General features: G+C 33.5%; 14 protein-coding genes and 1 tRNA gene. 11 read left to right on the top strand and 4 right to left on the bottom strand.

Annotated features, from left to right (window positions below; translation table 11 throughout):
- Positions 1-235: 235 nt before the first annotated feature.
- On the top strand, positions 236-916 hold the full coding sequence (locus J3T98_RS09540; RefSeq protein ID WP_065562775.1) for a response regulator transcription factor: 681 nt from the start codon (positions 236-238) through the stop codon (positions 914-916).
- A gap of 12 nt (positions 917-928) precedes the next feature.
- Positions 929-2,230, top strand: coding sequence for an ATP-binding protein (locus J3T98_RS09535; RefSeq protein WP_065562747.1), 1,302 nt, complete (start codon positions 929-931; stop codon positions 2,228-2,230).
- On the opposite strand, the gene J3T98_RS09530 is transcribed toward J3T98_RS09535, so the two are convergent.
- Positions 2,227-2,970 carry a M15 family metallopeptidase gene (locus tag J3T98_RS09530; RefSeq protein ID WP_267362718.1) on the bottom strand — a complete coding sequence of 248 codons (744 nt, stop codon included), beginning with the start codon at positions 2,968-2,970 and terminating at the stop codon, positions 2,227-2,229. The genes J3T98_RS09535 and J3T98_RS09530 overlap by 4 nt on opposite strands.
- A 103-nt stretch (positions 2,971-3,073) precedes the next feature.
- On the opposite strand from J3T98_RS09530, the gene J3T98_RS09525 reads away from it, so the two are divergent.
- The 3 genes from J3T98_RS09525 to J3T98_RS09515 are packed head-to-tail and all read left to right on the top strand — an operon-like array spanning position 3,074 to position 5,493.
- Positions 3,074-4,252, top strand: coding sequence for a bifunctional tRNA (adenosine(37)-C2)-methyltransferase TrmG/ribosomal RNA large subunit methyltransferase RlmN (locus tag J3T98_RS09525; RefSeq protein WP_081303311.1), 1,179 nt, complete (start codon positions 3,074-3,076; stop codon positions 4,250-4,252).
- A gap of 13 nt (positions 4,253-4,265) precedes the next feature.
- Complete coding sequence (locus J3T98_RS09520) at positions 4,266-4,874, top strand: hypothetical protein (protein ID WP_065733657.1); 609 nt, start codon at positions 4,266-4,268, stop codon at positions 4,872-4,874.
- Positions 4,875-4,920: 46 nt separating this feature from the next.
- The gene (locus J3T98_RS09515) at positions 4,921-5,493 is read left to right on the top strand and encodes a manganese efflux pump MntP family protein (RefSeq protein WP_065562750.1); all 573 of its coding nucleotides are present in this window, start codon (positions 4,921-4,923) and stop codon (positions 5,491-5,493) included.
- Positions 5,494-5,578: 85 nt separating this feature from the next.
- Here J3T98_RS09515 and groL read toward each other — a convergent pair whose 3' ends face one another.
- The 3 genes from groL to J3T98_RS09500 form a co-directional block, all read right to left on the bottom strand.
- A complete protein-coding gene (gene groL, locus J3T98_RS09510) occupies positions 5,579-7,225 on the bottom strand; it encodes a chaperonin GroEL (RefSeq protein WP_065562751.1) in 1,647 nt (548 codons plus the stop codon).
- A 46-nt stretch (positions 7,226-7,271) separates the two neighbouring features.
- Complete coding sequence (locus tag J3T98_RS09505; protein WP_220225436.1) at positions 7,272-7,565, bottom strand: co-chaperone GroES; 294 nt, start codon at positions 7,563-7,565, stop codon at positions 7,272-7,274.
- A gap of 148 nt (positions 7,566-7,713) precedes the next feature.
- On the bottom strand, positions 7,714-8,148 hold the full coding sequence (locus tag J3T98_RS09500) for an FxsA family protein (RefSeq protein WP_267362716.1): 435 nt from the start codon (positions 8,146-8,148) through the stop codon (positions 7,714-7,716).
- A 159-nt stretch (positions 8,149-8,307) separates the two neighbouring features.
- Here J3T98_RS09500 and J3T98_RS09495 point away from each other — a divergent pair.
- The 6 genes from J3T98_RS09495 to J3T98_RS09470 all read left to right on the top strand — a co-directional run bounded on the left by J3T98_RS09495 (position 8,308) and on the right by J3T98_RS09470 (position 14,082).
- A tRNA-Phe gene (locus J3T98_RS09495) sits at positions 8,308-8,383 on the top strand.
- Between the two features lie 369 nt (positions 8,384-8,752).
- Positions 8,753-8,986, top strand: coding sequence for a hypothetical protein (locus J3T98_RS09490; RefSeq protein ID WP_267330813.1), 234 nt, complete (start codon positions 8,753-8,755; stop codon positions 8,984-8,986).
- A 17-nt stretch (positions 8,987-9,003) separates the two neighbouring features.
- Entirely contained in the window at positions 9,004-9,858 is an 855-nt protein-coding gene (locus J3T98_RS09485) for an HNH endonuclease (RefSeq protein WP_267362715.1), read from the top strand.
- Positions 9,851-10,240, top strand: coding sequence for a (deoxy)nucleoside triphosphate pyrophosphohydrolase (locus J3T98_RS09480; protein WP_267362714.1), 390 nt, complete (start codon positions 9,851-9,853; stop codon positions 10,238-10,240). Before J3T98_RS09485 ends, J3T98_RS09480 begins: the two co-directional genes overlap by 8 nt.
- A 288-nt stretch (positions 10,241-10,528) precedes the next feature.
- Positions 10,529-12,769 (top strand): type I restriction-modification system subunit M, encoded by a 2,241-nt coding sequence (locus tag J3T98_RS09475; RefSeq protein WP_267362713.1) that lies wholly within the window; start codon positions 10,529-10,531, stop codon positions 12,767-12,769.
- On the top strand, positions 12,766-14,082 hold the full coding sequence (locus tag J3T98_RS09470; protein ID WP_267362712.1) for a restriction endonuclease subunit S: 1,317 nt from the start codon (positions 12,766-12,768) through the stop codon (positions 14,080-14,082). Before J3T98_RS09475 ends, J3T98_RS09470 begins: the two co-directional genes overlap by 4 nt.
- Positions 14,083-14,099: the final 17 nt, after the last annotated feature.

Raw genomic sequence — 14,099 nt, 5'->3', positions numbered from 1 at the left:
CATAGCTTTTATTAATAAATTACATCACTACTAACAGTTCCTTATTCAATCGTTTTTTGATTGAAATATATACTATGAAAATAGAGTAAATCTAAATTTCTATACTTAGTTGCATAGTAAATAAATTAATCAGGAATAGTTCAAAATATGTAATATTTTAGTAAATCCACCTGACTTTTTTTTTATTATTGCAATAATGTAACTATCTAAAATTAAATAATAATGGCGACGTATGATAAATATTTTATTAATTGATGATGATGTAGAATTATCACAAATGCTTAGCGAATATTTAACCAATGAAGGTTTTAATATTAAAAGTGTTTATTTGGGTAAAGATGGTATTGATGAAGCGCTTTCAGGTAAATACCGTGTAGCAATTTTAGATGTAATGTTACCTGATATTAATGGAATTGATGTCCTTAAAAGCATTCGTCAACAATGTAATATGCCAGTAATTATGCTAACGGCTAAAGGTGATAATATTGATCGCGTGTTAGGGTTAGAATTAGGTGCAGATGATTACATTCCAAAACCATGTTATCCACGTGAATTATTAGCTAGATTACGAGCGGTTTTACGTCGTTTTGATGAACGTTCGGTTGAATTAGTCGATGATAAAAAATATCACTTTAATGGTTTAACCTTAGATATTCCTCAGCGATTATGCACTTGGAATGGTCAACCTATTGATTTAACGTCTACCGAATTTAACTTATTAGTTTTACTTGTGAAACATAGTGAGCGAGTGGTAACTAAAGAAGAATTATCTGAAATTGGGCTTGGTCGTGCACGAGAGCTTTATGACCGTAGTGTAGATGTCCATATCAGTAATATTCGCCAAAAATTACATCAAGTCGCACAAAATGATGTAACCATTGAAACGATAAGAGCCGTTGGTTACCGTATTCGTTAATGTAGGTTTGACATGAATCGTCGATTATTTTGGAAAATTCTGATTATCTTTTGGATAATCTTTTATCTTACTTTCCAATTAACTTGGATTGCTTTCTCTTATTATATAGAGAATAAAAATCAACGATTCTTAAATCATATGCCAACTAAAGTGGATATGATTGCACAATTACTACATGTTGCTGGTGAAGATGAGACTCTCAATTTTATCGCACATCTCCCCGAACGTGAGCGAGTTTTATTGTCGATAAAATTGGTCTCTCCTCAAAATGATCAAGTCAATATCATCACAGATGAATTAGAATCAACCAGTTATTTATATCAAAGGATGGCGGTTGCACCAGACGGAACACTTTACTCGGTATCATTTAAAGACGATAAAACAGATCATAGCAATAATAGGAAAACTTTATTCAATATGCCAACTCCCATTGTACTAATGGGGATATGTGTTGGGTTAGTATTCAGCCTTTTTTTAGCATGGAACTTAACCAGACCAATGAAGTTATTAAGGCAAGGGTTTTTTAGAGTTTCTCAAGGCGATCTTTCTGTCCGCCTATTCAAAAAATTAAAACCTCGTCGTGATGAGCTTAGCGAATTAGGTAAAGATTTTGACATGATGGTTGAACAGCTCAATATTTTAATTTCTGATCGCCAAGCATTACTTCATGATGTTTCACACGAACTTAGAACGCCACTGGCCCGTTTGCAGCTTGCCATCGGCCTTGCACAGCAAAATAAACAAAACATAGATACTTCATTAGCTAGGATTGAGTTAGAGTCGGAACGCCTAGATCAATTAATAGGTGAAATTTTGAATTATTCACGCGCAGAAATGAATAATCGAACCGATGAATATTTTGACTTAAAAGAGTTAATTGGTGTTGTTGTTAATGATGCTAACTATGAAGCAAATCATCAATCTATTGAAGTAGTATTTAGCATATCATCGATTTCACATTCTATTGTTAAAGGTAATTCAGAACAAATACGACGAGCGATTGAAAATATTATTCGTAATGCTATCCGCTTCTCTAAAGCCGGTCAGACTGTTGAAGTATCGTTAAAAGAAGCAGGAAAATATTTACAAATAGAGGTTAAAGATCGCGGTCCTGGTGTAGATTCAAGTAAATTATCAAGCATTTTTGAACCTTTTGTCCGTATACAATCAGCACAATTAGGTAAAGGCTATGGGCTAGGCTTGGCAATTGCAAGAAAGACCGTTATTATGCATAACGGTACTATTCAAGCTAATAATCGAGATGGCGGTGGTTTAGTGGTAACAATAAAACTACCTTATTGGCGAAAACACTAATAACACTCTGAATTAACTGTTAATACATACTCTTTCACAAGACTTTCAAGTGTAATTTTATCATAACCAGTAAAATTCAAATTTTTCATAATTGTTTGTGGATTAGTTTCAAGTATCGCCTTATATTCAGCTATATATTGCTTTGCAATTGGTTTATAAGACCAGTGCCACTCTTCTGGTAAATATCCACTCTTTCTTCCTTCATTAAATGGCTGGCAAAAACCATATTTTGGTAAGTTTTCACGAAGCCATTGATACAAAATAATACCCTTTTTATCATTTTTAAAATATTCAGATGACACGCTGGTAATATCAATATCTGTTCCCCAATGATGCCTTGATGTGCCAGGCATTGAAGATAATTTTAAAATTTCTTCAGCAATTTTTTGTGGCACTTTTAACTTAGGCAATAAGGCGTCCCATTTACGTTGCCAAATGCCATTTTGATACGTGTAATTACGTGTTGCACTCACAACTATAAATGGAATATCTGGATAAGATTTTTTAAAATCGTTATAAGCTTTAATTAGCTGCTGAGTGGGCTCTTTTTGAAGATACATGCCTTTTTTATTTACTGGTAATATTGTTGAATCCAGAGCAATAAAATCGCTGTCTTTTTTCTCATCAAATTGGCCTGTAAGTTTATTTAATGGAATTGATTGTGCCATAGCAAATGTTGAACATAAAAGTAGAGTTAAAGTTTGAGTAAAATTGGCAATTGTTTTTATTATTTTTTTCATCATTCAAATTGTAATTAATATTATATTAGCCAGATAAGGTGAAAAACAGTATAATCCTTTCCCTAAAAATTGAAATAGCCATAATGTGTAAAAACGAGGCAATATGTTAACACCAGCTACACAAAAATCGTCTGGCGATTGTTCAGATGTGACAACCAATCAAAACACCACAAACCCAACCAATGAAAAAATTAACTTGCTTAACTTCACTAGACAACAGTTAAGAGAGTTTTTTATTTCCTTAGGGGAAAAACCATTTAGAGCTGATCAAGTGATGAAATGGATCTATCATTTTGGGATAGATGATTTTGATCTGATGACCGACATCAACAAAAAGCTCCGTGAACAACTAAAAAAATTAGCTGAAATTAAAGCACCTAAAATTGCTCTTGAACAGCGATCATCGGATGGTACCATTAAATGGGCGTTAGATGTGGGTAATAATCAGATGATTGAATCGGTTTATATCCCTGAACGTGATCGAGCAACTTTGTGCGTATCATCACAAGTGGGCTGTGCGCTTGAATGTAAATTCTGTTCAACTGCTCAGCAAGGTTTTAATCGCAATTTAACTGTTTCTGAAATTATTGGCCAGGTTTGGCGAGCATCAAATGCGATTGGTGTCACAGGTAAATTAGCCGATCGGCCTATCACGAATGTTGTTATGATGGGTATGGGTGAACCTTTACTTAATTTATCTAACGTTGCACCAGCAATGGAAATCATGTTAGATGATTTTGGTTATGGTTTATCAAAAAGACGTGTCACACTTTCAACCTCTGGCGTAGTACCGGCATTAGATAAATTGGCAGGAATGATTGATGTTGCTTTAGCTATTTCACTTCATGCACCAAATGATGAAATCCGAAGTGAAATAATGCCAATCAACCAAAAATATAATATGGCAATGCTACGTGATTCAATTTTACGTTATCTATCAACATCAAATGCTAATCACGGTAAGGTGACAATTGAATATGTTTTACTCAATCAAATCAATGATAGTGTTGAACATGCGCATGAACTGGCAAAATTCTTAAAAAATGTGCCTAGTAAGATCAATTTAATTCCATGGAATCCATTCCCTGGAGCACCTTATTCTCGTTGTTCAAATACCCGAATTGATCGCTTTATGAAAACATTAATGGGTTATGGATTTACGGTTATTGTTCGTAAAACACGCGGTGATGATATTGATGCGGCTTGCGGGCAACTTGCTGGAGAAGTGGTTGATCGTACTAAACGCACACTGTATAAGAAACAAAACCTTATTCAACAATAAAAAGGAGTTGTGGATGAAAGGCGTATTAATTGCATTAATTAGTATGTTAATACTAGCTGGCTGTCAAACAAATGCTCGTGAAGAATTTGATCCTGAAGCAGCGGCACTCGCTAGAATGCGATTGGGGTTAGGCTACTTAGCTAAAGCCAATGAATCCGAGGATAATGTTAAAGCTGCACATTATAATCTAAAATTATCCGCTCAGTATTCACCCAATAATCCACAAGTGATGCTGGCAATGGCAATGTTTGATCAGCATGTTGGTGAATATAATGAAGCAGAAATGATCTACAAACGTATTACATTAATGCAACCTGGTAATGGCTTATTTCATGTCCATTATGGCTCCTTTTTATGTGGCAGGAATCGTTATCAAGAAGCCAAAGAACAATTTAGCAAAAGCCTAGAATTTGATCGACACCGCTGGAAAGCCGATACCTACGAGCAATATGGTTATTGTGCGATTCAAAATGGAGATACAAAAACGGCAGATCTTATGTTCAAACAACTTTTTGAATATGATTCAAACCGCCGAAATAATGTAATAAAAACAGCAGAATTTTATAAAAACAAAGGCGATAAAAAGATAGCTAATTATCTATTTTTAATATCAAAAAAATAAATTATAAAAATTAAAATAAAAATCATTAGAAGCAAGAGTAAATATCATGAGTTTTTGGGCTATTTTATTATTAGCATTAGCCATGTCGACTGATGCATTTGCGGTAGCGGTTTGTCGTGGCGTTTCGCTTAAATCAACACCCTTTTTCGGTGCATTAAAAGTAGGCGTTTTATTTGGCTTTATCGAAGCTATTACCCCTATACTAGGCTGGTTTATTGGCTATATTGCACTTCAATATATTGAAAACTGGGATCATTGGATCATTTTTGCCGTCATGCTTCTGTTAGGTCTTAATATGATTTATCATAGTTTTAAAGAAGAAAACGATGAAAATGACGACCAAAAACCCCTCTCCTCAAAATCATTTCTAATATTAGTCCTTACGGCTATTTCAACTAGTATTGATGCTTTTGCAATTGGTGTTGGATTAGCCCTTGCTAGTGTCAACATCTACTTCGCTTCAACAATGATCGGGTTAGCGACTTGTATTATGGTTACCCTTGGGTTATTGCTAGGTAAAAAAATTGGTTGTTTAATTGGGAAAAAAGCATCATTTATTGGCGGTATAGTTCTTATCATCATTGGTTCAATAACACTTTACCAGCACTTAACAAGTTAATTTTGAATATTTTATATAATCAATCGCTAGGTATAAAAAAACCACTCACATAACGGAGTGGTTTTTATTAGGAGAAACAGCAGAATTACATCATTCCGCCCATTCCACCCATGCCGCCCATACCTGCAGCAGCACCTAAATCAGCTTTATCATCTTTAGGTAGATCAGTAACCATACATTCAGTTGTGATCATAAGACCAGCAACAGATGCAGCATATTGTAATGCGCTACGAGTTACTTTAGTTGGATCTAAGATACCCATTGCGATCATATCGCCGTACTCTTCAGTTGAAGCATTGTAACCATAGTTACCTTTACCACCTTTAACTGCGTTAACAACAACTGATGCTTCTTCACCACAGTTAGTCACGATTTGACGTAATGGCGCTTCCATTGCACGAAGGGCAACTTTAATACCAACGTTTTGATCTTCGTTTGCACCTTTAAGGTCTAAAATTGCAGATGCAGCACGAACTAACGCAACACCACCACCGGCAACCACACCTTCTTCAACTGCTGCACGAGTTGCATGTAATGCATCTTCAACACGTGCTTTTTTCTCTTTCATTTCAACTTCAGTTGCTGCACCAACTTTAATTACTGCAACACCACCAGCTAATTTAGCTACACGTTCTTGAAGTTTTTCTTTATCGTAATCAGAAGTTGATTCTTCGATTTGTTTACGAATTTGTTCAACACGAGCACTGATTAAAGACTCTTCACCAACACCATCAATGATAGTGGTATTGTCTTTATTGATAACAACACGTTTAGCTTGACCTAGGTCTTCTAAAGTAGCTTTTTCAAGCTCTAAACCGATTTCTTCTGAAATTACAGTACCGGCTGTTAAAATAGCGATGTCTTGTAACATAGCTTTACGACGATCACCAAAGCCAGGTGCTTTAACTGCGGCAACTTTAACAATACCACGCATAGTATTCACAACTAAAGTTGCTAATGCTTCGCCTTCAACATCTTCAGCAATGATTAGTAGTGATTTACCTGCTTTAGCAACTGCTTCTAATACTGGTAATAATTCACGGATGTTAGAGATTTTTTTATCCGCTAATAAAATATATGGGCTATCTAATTCAACAGTAGCTGTTTCTGGTTTATTGATGAAATATGGTGATAAATAACCACGATCAAATTGCATACCTTCAACAACATCAAGCTCGTCTTGTAAACCAGTACCATCTTCAACAGTGATAACACCTTCTTTACCCACTTTTTCCATTGCTTGAGCAATTAAAGTACCAACAGTTTCATCTGAGTTAGCAGAGATTGTACCTACTTGAGCAATCGCTTTAGAATCAGCACATGGTGAAGATAATTTTTTAAGCTCTTCAACTGCTGCAACAACTGCTTTATCGATACCACGTTTTAAATCCATTGGATTCATGCCCGCAGCAACCGCTTTTAAACCTTCATTAACAATAGCTTGAGCAAGTACTGTTGCGGTAGTGGTACCGTCACCAGCGGCATCGTTTGCTTTTGAAGCCACTTCTTTAACCATTTGTGCACCCATGTTTTCGAATTTATCTTCTAATTCGATTTCACGAGCAACTGACACACCATCTTTAGTAATAGTTGGTGCACCGAATGATTTATCTAATACTACGTTACGTCCTTTTGGACCTAAAGTTACTTTAACTGCATCAGCTAATACATTGACGCCTTTAAGCATTTTAACGCGAGCGTCATTACCAAATTTTACATCTTTAGCTGCCATTTTGTATTTCTCCTAAATTCTGTCTATAAATTAAATTATTTGCCAATTACGCTTGAACAATGGCTAAAATATCGCTTTCAGATAAGATAAGCACTTCTTCGTTATCAATTTTTTCTGTTTTAACGCCATATCCTTCATTGAAAATAACGATATCACCAACTTTTACATCTAGTGGTTGAATTTGACCATTTTCTAAAATGCGACCATTACCAACAGCTAAAACTTCACCACGTGTTGATTTACCCGCAGCTGAGCCTGTTAAAACAATACCGCCAGCTGATTTTGACTCTACTTCTTTGCGTTTAATGATCACACGATCATGCAATGGACGAATTTTCATTAGTTATCTCCTAGCACTAATTTAAATTAAATAATTATTAACTATAAATCATGAAATTATGATCTATATAATATAGTGAACATTAGATGGGGTTTGTTTTAAATTCTTCAAGAGAATAAAATCAAAAAATTTTTTAATTGATTAATTATTAGTCATCTTTACGCTCAAATTCACCCTCAATTACATCATTAAGTTGCGCATTGTTGCTAGAAGAAAATGATCGAACTTTGAAAGGAAATTTTTTAACAATAAAGCGAACAATATAATCTTGAACGCGTGGAATTAACAAAATCCCGCCAAGTATATCGGTTAAAAAACCAGGAATTAGCAATAAAAAACCCGCAAAGAGTAAGGACACACTCTTAATAATTTCATCTTTAGGGCTTTGATTATTAGAAATTTTTTGTTGCATAATACTTAGGTTATTTAAACCCTGCTTTTTAATTAAAGAAAACCCAATAATCGAAGTGGCAATAATGCCAATTAAAGCAAGAAAAACACCTATTGAATCAGCAACTTTTATAAAAAAGCTGAGTTCCAAATAAGCATAAATAAAAAAAACAATAAATCCAAAGACTCGCATATAAAATTCCTCTAAGTATAGAGTGATATTATGTCATAATAAGTTACTAATATAGTAATAACTAGTTAAATTTCAACCAAACGACATATATTTTTCAAAATATCTTACAAAAGGGATTGACTGATAATCGCGAATCGTGTTTAATACACCTCCATTGTTGCCCGGATAGCTCAGTCGGTAGAGCAGGGGATTGAAAATCCCCGTGTCCGTGGTTCGATTCCGCGTCCGGGCACCAATTACGAAAAAGGAACACCAGCGAAAGCTGGTTTTTTTGTGTCTGAAATTCCAGCAAATAAAAAAATGTTAAAAATTGAAAAATTTATAAATATTTTGTTTCAAGAAATAATAATTTTTCGACACGTTATATAAACGTTCTGTAAGAATAATATGGAATTAAAAAAATTTGTAATCTAATTTAGTATCCAAAAAATAAAGCCAGCTATTGCTGGCTTTTTATCAAATACAATTTGGAAGTAAATACTCTCATTTTCTCTATAATAAAATTATTTTTTTCAGTGTGTTTCAACTTTTTGTGAGCTATATCACAAAAATATTCCTATATTTGTAATAATGTCCCAATTTTTACATTAGGTTAATGAAAATAATGGGTATCAAACAATTACAACATAAAATCATCGATATCATCATTTGGAAAAAAGGCAAACAACCAGCACTACATAAACCTTTTTTGTATGTATTATCAAAACATAAACATGATCATACGCGTTCATTTAATTATAAAACTGAGATTGAGCAACCATTGCTTAATTTATTAAAACGTTTAAGACCACAGTGTAAGTATCACAATTCTAATATGCCTCTGGGGCGATTGAGATAAGCGTTTAGGAAATGCATATGATGAATCCAGTTGACAATAAAATTAAACAATTAACACCTGGTGCAGTTTTAAATAACCAACAATTATGTGATATTTTTAAATGTAGTCCACAAGGTGGAATGCGAAAATCTAATACCACTCATACTCTAGTTCTAATTACAAATCATGTAGAGTCAGTTTATTCTGATGTTTGGGATGATGATGTACTACATTATACTGGAATGGGGCAAAGAGGTGATCAAAGTTTGGAATTTATGCAAAATAAAACACTTAATGAGATTGACTTTAATGGCATTAGTGTACATTACTTTGAAGTGTTTAAGGACAAAGAATATACATATTCAGGACGTTTAATTAAAGCAGCTTCTCCCTATCAAACACAGCAATACGATGCTAATCAATTATTACGTAAAGTTTGGGTTTTTCCATTAAAACTTATTGATAATAAGTTGCCCAATAGTGTTTTTATTGATTATAAAAAAGCACAAGAAGAACAAGTCCATAAGTACAAAGTAGATAAATTACTCAATAAAATAATAAAGCAAAATAAAAAACCAGGTAAACGAGACATTGTTACGCCTCAATATATAAGAAGTGCTGAGTTAGCTGAGTTTATAAAACGCCTAGCTGAGGGGAAATGTGATCTATGTGAAAATGCAGCTCCTTTTTTCACCAGAGAAAATATTCCTTATTTAGAATGTCATCATATTATTTGGTTGTCTGAAGGTGGTGAGGATTCAATAGAAAATACAGTTGCATTATGTCCAAACTGTCATCGTAAAATGCATTTTGTTAAAGATGAGAAAGACATAAATAAATTGAAGGCAATTGCAAGTTTAAGAGCTAAAGAGGTTTCTCAAAAAGATGAATAAATTCGTTCATGTTGTTGCGGCTGTAATTATCAAGGATGGAAGATTTCTTTGTGCACAACGAGGTAATACGAAATATCAAGCTTATAAATGGGAATTCCCAGGTGGTAAAGTTGAATCAGGTGAACAATTAGAAACAGCGCTAATGCGTGAAATTAAAGAAGAGCTCGATTGTAGAATATCAATTAAGAATCATTTATTAACCACTTCACATAACTATGATTTTGGCACAGTAAAAATTGATGCTTTTGTGTGTGAACTTGTAGATGAACAACCACAATGTTTAGAACATAACGAGATTTGTTGGTTAAAAAGTGATGAGATCGGAAATCTTGATTGGGCGAAGGCAGATTTGCCGATTGTTTCATATTTGGAAAAGATGTAATAAAGACAATGTAAAAAAGAGATAATTTAATAATAAAGGATAGATATTAACAATATAGGTTTTGTTAAGATGATTTATTTGAATCTATATACTAGAATAGGATCTAAGGTTTATATTAACTACTCTGAACTTTATAACAATCAATGTAATAGATGAATATTTATAATTAGTTATAATAATTGACTATTTGTAGAAAAAATAGCTTTCTATACATGTGTGCAATGAATGATAATAATATAGGTTATCGCACTCTAACTAACACTGTACTTTTTTAAGAAACCATTAAATATGACAATTGAATCAAATCAACATCCACAGCATTCTAAATTAGTTACACTCGTCTGGAGTATTGCTAATCTTCTTCGAGGTCCATATCGCCCGCCTCAATATCGTCGGGTTATGTTACCACTTATTGTTTTAGGTCGTTTTGATGCGATATTAAGTCCTTATACTCAGCAAATTAAAAAATTTTATGATGCAGAAATAAAGAAGCCCGAAAATAAACAATTAACCCGTGCCTTTTTGGAAAAAGCATTAACTAAAATTACTGGTTCAGATCGCCAACAAGCATTATACAATATTAGCGGATTTAATTTAGAAACATTATTAGCGGATTCTGACCATTTTACTGGAAATTTACTGAAATACATTGATGGATTTTCCGATAAGGCAAAGGATATCTTTGCCAAATTTGAGTTTGAAAAAGAAATCGAAAAATTAGATGATGCTAATCGTCTATATCTGATTTTTAAAAATTTTAATGAGGAATTAAAAAAATCGGGTTTAGATTTATCACCGAAAAGTATTTCAAATTTACAAATGGGGTATTTATTTGAAGAATTAGTCCGCAAATTTAATGAACAAGCCAATGAAGAAGCGGGCGATCACTTTACTCCAAGAGAAGTCATTAATCTTATGGTTAATGTCATCTTTGCTGAAGATAGTAAAGAGTTAAGTAAACCAGCTAAACACTGCTTAATTTATGATCCTACTGCCGGTACCGGTGGTATGTTATCCGAATCAGAAAAATATCTTAAAGCCTATAATAATAAAATTAGTTTAGGATTATATGGGCAAGAATATAATCCTGAATCCTATGCTATTTGCTGTTCTGATCTATTGATAAAAGATGAGCCTGCTGAAAACATTATTTACGGTGATACCTTAGGGATAAAAAATGCCAAGGCGAAAGATGGCTATATCCCTCATGATGGTCATCAAGATAAACGTTTTGATTATATGTTTTCTAATCCGCCATTTGGTGTGGAATGGAAACCAGAAAAAGAATTTGTTGAGGCTGAAGCTAAATTTGGTTTTTCAGGTCGATTTGGTGCCGGTTTACCACGTATTAATGATGGTTCATTGTTATTTTTGCAGCATATGATTTCCAAAATGAAACCAACCCCAAAAGAAGGCGGTGAAGGCTCACGTATTGCTGTCGTATTTAATGGTTCGCCATTATTTACCGGCGATGCCGGCAGTGGTGAAAGTAATATTCGTCGGTGGATTATTGAAAATGACTGGCTAGAAGCTATTATCGCATTACCTGACCAAATGTTTTATAACACGGGTATTTATACTTATATCTGGATTGTATCGAATAAGAAATCAACAAAACGCCAAGGTAAAATTCAACTAATTGATGGTACCACACATTATCAGAAAATGGTTAAAAGTTTAGGTAATAAACGCAATGAACTTTCTGCCGACCATATTGCTGAGTTAACCCAATTTTATTCAAACTTTATTGATCAGGAAGAAAGTCCAACCATAAAAAACCAATCAGGTGATTTTAAAGTTTGTAGTAAAATATTCACTAATCAAGAATTTGGCTATCTCAAATTGGTAGTTGAAAGACCTTTACGTTTAAATTTTCAAGCATCCCCGGAACGTATTGCCCGTTTAGATAATCAAAGCGCATTTATCAATTTAGCGGTAAGTAAAAAGGTTAAGGATGAAAAACGCATTGCCGAAGAAGAACAAATTGGTATGGATCAGCAGCAGGAGATTAAAAATGCTCTTGCAAAAATAGACAGCCATACCATTTGGAAAAATCGGAAGTCATTTTTAAAAATTCTTGATGCTCAACTAAAAAAATTAACCTTTAAAATCTCCGCCTCAGTAAAAAAAGCGATAGTAGAGGCATTATCTGAACGCGATCCCGATGCTGATATTTGCTTAGATAGTAAAGGTTGTCCGGAACCCGATCCACAGCTAAGAGATACTGAATTAGTTCCACTTCCGTCTGATATTTCGTTACCATTGCCATTGCAATATGATAATGAATCGGGTTTAGATTTATTACTAAAATTAGTCCATTCACATTGCGAAACATATATGCAAGCAGAAGTTTTACCACATGTGCCCGATGCATGGGTCGATTATAGCAAAACTAAAGTTGGCTATGAAATTCCGATTAATCGTCATTTTTATGTCTATCAACCGCCAAGACCATTAGCAGAAATTAAAGCTGATATTGAGCAACTGGAACAAGAAATTATGCGATTGCTTGGGGAGTTATCTGCATGAGTGATTTACCAAAGTATACACATTATAAAGAAAGTGGGGTTGAGTGGTTAGGTAAAATACCAGATCATTGGATGATAAGACGTCTAAAATATGTAATCCAAAATATAAGTGATAAAGTTAACGCTAAAGAATCTGAACTAAAATATCTAGGATTAGAAAATATTGAGTCTTTTACAGGAAAACTTGTTTATTCAGTAGAGTTAGAAAGTGAAGGTGTTGCTCATAAGTTTCAAAAAAATGATGTATTATTTGGAAAATTAAGACCATATTTAGCAAAAGTTTATTTGGCTGATAAGATAGGGTTATCATCAACAGAAGCTCTAATCTTTAGAGCCTCTGAACAAATATTACCAAAATTCTTACTATATTATTGTTTATCGCAAGATTTTATTAATGAAGTCAATGGAACAACTTTTGGTTCAAAAATGCCAAGAGCAAGCTGGGATAGTATTTCTTCTTTTAAAATGTGTTTTCCTAAAAAAGAAGAACAAAAAGCAATCGTTAGTTTTTTAGATAAAAAAATCGCCCAAATAGATACGCTAATCTCTAAACAAGAAATGTTACTTGAAAAACTAGCAGAACAGCGTATTGCATTAATTTCGCATGCCGTAACGAAGGGAATTAATCCTGATGTTGAGATGAAAGAGAGTGGTGTTGAGTGGTTGGGGAAGATACCAGATCATTGGCAACTAATAAAAAACAAATTTATTTTAAATTTTTTAAAAGGGCTAACAATTACTAAAGAAAATTTAGTGGATGAAGGTATCCCTTGTGTTAATTACGGTGAAATCCATTCTAAGTTTGGATTTGAAGTCGATCCAAATAAACATGATTTAAAATGTGTTCCTGAAATATATTTAGAGAATTTTCCTAATGCTGTACTAAAAAAAGGTGATTTTATTTTTGCTGATACATCTGAGGACATAAAAGGTTCAGGTAATTTTACTTATCTTAATAGCGAAATTCCAACTTTTGCTGGATATCACACAATTATTGCCAAAATAAATAAAGTTAATTATCCGAGATATCTTGCATATCTTTTCGATTGTGGAAATTATCGAAATCAAATCAGAGCACAGGTGAAAGGGATTAAAGTTTTTAGCGTAACTCAGTTTATGCTTAAAAATTGTATTATTTGGCTTCCTCCATTAGAAGAACAAAAAGTAATCGTTAGCTTTTTAGATAAAAAAATAGATAGAATTAAATCTACTGAATTATCACTCTATGAGTGTATAACTAAATTAAAAGAATACCGCTCAGCTCTTATTACTCAAGCGGTAACCGGTAAAATTGATGTTAGGAATTTGAATTAATAACTATAAAAAATATT

The sequence above is a fragment of the Gilliamella sp. B2772 genome (genome assembly GCF_026536985.1).
Taxonomy (GTDB): Bacteria; Pseudomonadota; Gammaproteobacteria; order Enterobacterales; family Orbaceae; genus Gilliamella; species Gilliamella apicola_E.
The sequence above is the reverse complement of the archived record's forward strand: the minus strand, read 5'-3'. Positions and strand labels throughout refer to the sequence as shown.

Coding starts and splice junctions, on each gene's coding strand:
- J3T98_RS09530 (WP_267362718.1), bottom strand. CDS start 2,970: ATGAAAAAAATAATAAAAACAATTGCCAATTTTACTCAAACTTTAACT.
- J3T98_RS09470 (WP_267362712.1), top strand. CDS start 12,766: ATGAGTGATTTACCAAAGTATACACATTATAAAGAAAGTGGGGTTGAG.
- J3T98_RS09525 (WP_081303311.1), top strand. CDS start 3,074: ATGTTAACACCAGCTACACAAAAATCGTCTGGCGATTGTTCAGATGTG.
- J3T98_RS09505 (WP_220225436.1), bottom strand. CDS start 7,565: ATGAAAATTCGTCCATTGCATGATCGTGTGATCATTAAACGCAAAGAA.
- J3T98_RS09515 (WP_065562750.1), top strand. CDS start 4,921: ATGAGTTTTTGGGCTATTTTATTATTAGCATTAGCCATGTCGACTGAT.
- J3T98_RS09520 (WP_065733657.1), top strand. CDS start 4,266: ATGAAAGGCGTATTAATTGCATTAATTAGTATGTTAATACTAGCTGGC.
- J3T98_RS09480 (WP_267362714.1), top strand. CDS start 9,851: ATGAATAAATTCGTTCATGTTGTTGCGGCTGTAATTATCAAGGATGGA.
- J3T98_RS09490 (WP_267330813.1), top strand. CDS start 8,753: ATGGGTATCAAACAATTACAACATAAAATCATCGATATCATCATTTGG.
- groL (WP_065562751.1), bottom strand. CDS start 7,225: ATGGCAGCTAAAGATGTAAAATTTGGTAATGACGCTCGCGTTAAAATG.
- J3T98_RS09485 (WP_267362715.1), top strand. CDS start 9,004: ATGATGAATCCAGTTGACAATAAAATTAAACAATTAACACCTGGTGCA.
- J3T98_RS09535 (WP_065562747.1), top strand. CDS start 929: ATGAATCGTCGATTATTTTGGAAAATTCTGATTATCTTTTGGATAATC.
- J3T98_RS09475 (WP_267362713.1), top strand. CDS start 10,529: ATGACAATTGAATCAAATCAACATCCACAGCATTCTAAATTAGTTACA.
- J3T98_RS09500 (WP_267362716.1), bottom strand. CDS start 8,148: ATGCGAGTCTTTGGATTTATTGTTTTTTTTATTTATGCTTATTTGGAA.